Below are 5100 nucleotides of genomic sequence, written 5' to 3'. Positions count from 1 at the left end.
ATCCGATCGAAATTTTCGTCAAATAAGATAAACAGTCCGGGGATTTGGTTGAGAAAGTACTGTAAATAAACAATCCTAGGGATCGGATGCTCGAAATACTGGGCATGAGCATCAACGATATCCCCGATCGTTTGGACGAGCGGACGACGCAGATCTTTGGCAATTAGCTGAGCATTAACGATCGCGACTTGCTGCATGTGTTCGGCTTCTAAGGCATGGAAAATCGCTAATTTGTCAGGGAAGAACTGATAAATCGATCCGACGGCGGTATTGGCTCGATCGGCTATTTGTTGCGTCGTGGCGGCGGTATAACCTACTTGAGCAAAGACTTCTGCTGCTGCTGTCAGAATTTTGGCTACCCGTTGTTGCCCGCGTTGTTGTTTGGGTTGACGCCGTAAGGAATTAGCACTTGACATTTGTGAGGATTTATTCATAAAATTGCCATATCGATTTATTCAACTATTCGCTCACCCATGAATATGCTCCAAGGCGCACCCTGGCTTCTAGCTCACAAATCCATGCTAGCAGTCAACAAACCCTTTAAGGTATCGCTCTATGGTAATGATTATGTACTTTGGAAAGATGCGGGAGGAAATATTAGTGCCCTCGAAAATACCTGCCCTCACATGGGAGCGATGCTGTCTGAAGGTTGGTGTGAAGCGAAACCAGATGGCACGAGTCGAGTAGTTTGTCCCTTTCACGCGCTAGAGTTTGATGCTAAAGGTTGTACGATTCTGCCTGGTTCAAATAAGCAAACTTTACCGCAATTAGCCCAGCTAGAATTAATTATTCAAGGTGATTTTATTTGGTCTTATGGTGGGCATGAGCCAAAAATACCCATCCCAAATATTCTGAATCAAATTGCGGCTAATTACGAATTAGTCGGACATACCGCAGATTGTAGCGTTGAGACTGATTTACGATCGATGCTATTAAATATGCACGACTACAATCATCAGAATGGCACTCATCGAGAGATGTTTAAAATCAAGGAAGTGCAATTCGATAAATTCATCGATGATGGACATCATTCCCATGCTTGGCTAAAATAGCCCAACGCGCCAAAAATGTACAAGTACATTTCAAACCCTTGCTAGTCATGGCTTTGAGCCAAGATTAGATTCGGCTTCATCTTGAATCGCTTGATGCCAGTAAGTCGGGTCAGCATAGCGAACAACCAAAGCATCAATATCGACCTGTGATGTAGATGGACTGAACTCAAATGTCCCAAACAGATTGATATGCTGCCATGCTACGGGAGAAATGTCTTTAATAATCGCTAGTGCCTCTTGGTCGTCAGCCGCCTGTTTCTGCTCGTAAACCCGCGATAACAGCAACGTATTGTAGTAAATGACCGCATTAGAAATCAGCCGCGAACATTCATTCCAGATCTGTTGTTCGCCCTCAGTTTTCACTCGAAACTTCCCACCATTGACATAAGCTACCGCCCGTCGAAACCGATGATAAGCTTCGCCACGATTGAGTGCCTTTTGCACAGTCTGTCGTAAAGTCACATCATCGATAAAGTCCAGGATATACAACGTCCGACAGATATTTTCTAACTCCCATAAAGCCTTTTTAGTTTGGTTCTGTCGTTCATAGCTAGCCAGCTTTCTCACAATCGTCGCCTGTGTCACATCCTTCTGCGCCAACGAAGCCATAATCCGTTGAATATTTGGCCATTCTTGTTCGATTAACTCCTGGTAGATCTTGCGAACGGGTTTTATTAAAAAATCACTGTAGTCATTTGGGTGTCTGGCTCCGACCAATGCACCCATTTTCTTGTGTAAATCCCGATAACGGGGTGCAAAGTGATAGCCAAATGCGTGCAAGATCCAGAAATTTATCTGATTGGTGCCATGCGTATCGGTAGAATGTCGCTCCGGTTTAATATCCGAAGTATTGTTGTGAAGCAGATCGAAGACATAGTGGCTTTCATGCTCGTGAGTCCCAATAATCTTGGCGTTAATTGGTACATGATTAGCCACTAACGTGTAAGCACTTACACCTTTCTGAAGACCGAAATATTTGGGTGAATATCGGGCATTGATAGTATCGATCTGTGTCTCCATCCTTTGTCCATCGCTACTGGAGTGGATGACATCTTGAATATCGTAAAGGTGAAACGCTGGTAGAGTCGCAATCGCATTTGTGATGGCATCATTAGCAGCATGGAGCGTTTCTAGTCGCAGATAATTACGTGCTGTCGTCATCATTGATGAGTGACTCAATCCCGATACCTCCGCCATTCTCCCTAGCCCCATATTGGTGCCCATTCCCACAATACAGGCTAAAATTTCACTCGGATCTGGGTCTTGTTTCACATAACGATCGAGAACGTGAGTGAAGGTACTTAAAAATCCGGTATTTGCCGACACAAACCACAATAAGTCAGCAATCCCAATTCCAGGTAACTGACTATAGAACTGGCTGTTAACTGGTTCCTCTGCACTCGGATAAATTAGTTTCCACCGAGACTTGTCGGCAGTACTAGTAACTTTAATATGCTGATTAAGACCATCAGTTATCCGCTGATTGACAACCTTAAATTTAGTTTCTAATGCTCGCTCGAATGCTGCCAGGGTCTCTTGAATTGGAGCTATTAATATCGGCGCACCAATCTCCTCCAACAACTTATTTTTATGCCGCCAACGCTCATCGCCAATTAAGTCATCTTCAAAACAGCGAAACTCATTACTGTCCCGTACAAACACGTCACCAGAAGAGAGCGCGTTGCGTAGCAAACGGTAAATCAGAAATTCATAACGATCGATCTCTAAGATCTTCTCCTTGCCATCTGCTGTGGCTGTTGGATACAAATAACGTTGTAAACTCTTGGGTATAACTGCCACTGGAAAAGTAGCCGGATCTGTTTGTCTGGGTGATTTTCCTTGTTGAAGCAAGGTCTGCAAGAAAACAACTGCTGCTAACAGTGGTGCATTCTCTACTCGACTAGCGAATGTGAGATCGGCGAACAGTTGACGGAGATTGCGCTTGAAGGTGGCTGAAAGCTTAGAATAAGCCGACCACTCAAACCCAGTTTTGTCAAACTTAATATTACGCATGTAGTCTGACACCGCTAGAAAACTGGCAGGGTCGAGGATGGAAAATGCTTTTGCTTTAACTACTGAAAATGCTACATCGTCAGTAATCGATTCATCCACAAATAGATTGAGGATTTGACCAGCCGCTTGGAGGTTATTTGCCGCATCTGTCAATGCTTGTTGCATCGCCTGTTCCGCGCCTCGTTTGGCTTGTTTTTCGTATTGGTTAACCAAATGGACAAAAGCTTCAATCAGATTGTCATTAATCTGGCGAAACCGATGATAGGCAAAACACAACAAATACAACCGGACTGTCGCTACGGACATCCGCCGCAGCTTGTAAGCCGTATAAAACTTGACTAATCCCGCGTAATATTTGCCACTCTCATTGGAAATGCCTGTTGTTGCTAAAAATGTTTGAGCAAATTCATGTAATGGCTGGAAGTACTTGCGGCGATCCACTTCATGCCGCAGTTCCTTGTAACTGAAATCCTTTGGTTCATGCTTGAGTAAGTTGATTCCATAGACACCTTCTTCGGCTTCCAGCAGGTTTTTCAACTGACTTTCTACCGTTGGCGTGAGGGCTTTGGTGAGTAGTTTCGTAATCCGAGTACGTTCGCCTGTGACTACTCTACCAATCATCTCTTGAAGGAATCGATAGCTAGGTGCAACGACACGTTGCCCAGTTAAGTGTTGGATTAGTTCGCGCAAGATATAAATGGGCTGAATCGATAACATGGCAACCCTTCGGGCTTTTGACTCCAGTTCGACTTTTGCATCACTGTCACACAGCCGATAGTTGAATAGTTGGAGAATTGTCTGCTGCTGTTCGCTGCGGGTATGTCTGAAGGGCAACTTAATTGATGCCAACCTCTGACCTGGAAAGTTTTGTTTCAGGATGTAGTTTAGATCTTCAATCACAGCATCTTGTTGATAACTAAAGAACTGTCGCTTTGCCTTAAAGTATCCAAGCTGCAAGGTTAAATGCACTGCGACCGATACAGTCCGAACTGCTGCTACCACTTCGCGTTCTGCTGTACTCAAATCGAAATAAAGATGCCGTTCATCTTCGGTGAAATGTGGTAATCCATATAGGTCATCGACTTCTTTGGCTGAGAGGATCGCTAGACGACGTGAATTGTTGCTCATGTAATCGGGGCATTAGTGGGAGTGCAGAAAGTACACTTTCCGCACTCTTGACTTACTTAATGTGACTCAACGAGTTTACGTTAATTTTTAGTGCTAAAACTTTTGCCATAATCATCGTGCGGATATCTTGTATATAAGTCAAGATTTTGCACTGTGGATACTTCAACGCCCATCGAACCGAAAACTGTTCCCAATCGGATTGGCTATGCTCGTGTCAGCAGCATCGGTCAAAATCTTGATTCGCAGATCGATGCTTTGAAGCAAGCTGGCTGTCTGAAAATCTTTACTGACAAGTTAACTGGTTCGCGAATGGATCGACCTGGATGGGCGGAGCTGCTCGAATATATTCGTCCAGGTGATATTTTAGTGGTGACTGAATTAAGTCGGATGACCCGTTCGTTACTCCATCTACTTGAGACGGCGAAGATTTTAGAACAACGTCAGATTAATTTGTTCTCATTACGAGAGAGTATCGATACCACGACAGCTACAGGTCGTTGTTTTCTGTCGATGATGGGAGCGATCCACCAGATGGAACGAGAATTACGTGCCGAAAGAGCTTCAGCCGGAAGAGTTTCCGCCAAAGCCAGAGGTAGAACGGGTGGAAGACCCCGAACCGATGTGGCCAAGCTGGAGAATGCGAGGATTTTGTATCAGAATTCTGGGAAGACAGCCGCTGAGGTTTGTAGAGCCGCAGGTGTAGGGCGGCGAGTGTTCTTTGCTTACCTAGCTCAAAAGCATGACTAGCAAGGGTTTGAAATGTACTTGTACATTTTTGGCGCGTTGGGCTATTTTAGCCTAGTAGCTACGGTACTCAACAGATTACCTCACCCCCTAAATAGACCGTAATTACACGATTGCCATCACCCCTGAAAATACAGTATTATTCTGACAGAAGAGATTGCTT

At 44.5% G+C, this 5100-nt stretch carries 3 protein-coding genes and 1 pseudogene; 2 read left to right on the top strand and 2 right to left on the bottom strand.

All coding sequences use genetic code 11. From position 1 onward, the window contains the following. Positions 1–434: helix-turn-helix domain-containing protein (locus tag RMO84_RS11185; protein WP_310488542.1), on the bottom strand; the 434-nt coding region annotated here is incomplete at its 3' end. A 39-nt stretch (positions 435–473) separates the two neighbouring features. Between RMO84_RS11185 and RMO84_RS11180 the strand changes: the two are divergent. Beyond that, a pseudogene (locus RMO84_RS11180) lies at positions 474–1043 on the top strand (Rieske 2Fe-2S domain-containing protein); the annotation flags it as partial. A gap of 54 nt (positions 1044–1097) precedes the next feature. On the opposite strand, the gene RMO84_RS11175 reads toward RMO84_RS11180, so the two are convergent. Next, positions 1098–4193, bottom strand: coding sequence for a Tn3 family transposase (locus RMO84_RS11175; protein ID WP_310488540.1), 3096 nt, complete (start codon positions 4191–4193; stop codon positions 1098–1100). A gap of 153 nt (positions 4194–4346) precedes the next feature. Here RMO84_RS11175 and RMO84_RS11170 point away from each other — a divergent pair, with 153 nt between their 5' ends. After that, the gene (locus tag RMO84_RS11170; protein ID WP_310488539.1) at positions 4347–4940 is read left to right on the top strand and encodes a recombinase family protein; all 594 of its coding nucleotides are present in this window, start codon (positions 4347–4349) and stop codon (positions 4938–4940) included. Positions 4941–5100 lie beyond the last annotated feature (160 nt).

Origin of the sequence: Chamaesiphon sp. VAR_69_metabat_338, assembly GCF_031423935.1 — a bacterium.
Classification (GTDB): domain Bacteria; phylum Cyanobacteriota; class Cyanobacteriia; order Cyanobacteriales; family Chamaesiphonaceae; genus Chamaesiphon.
Note: the sequence above shows the minus strand (reverse complement) of the source record. Positions and strands in the feature narration are given on the sequence as shown.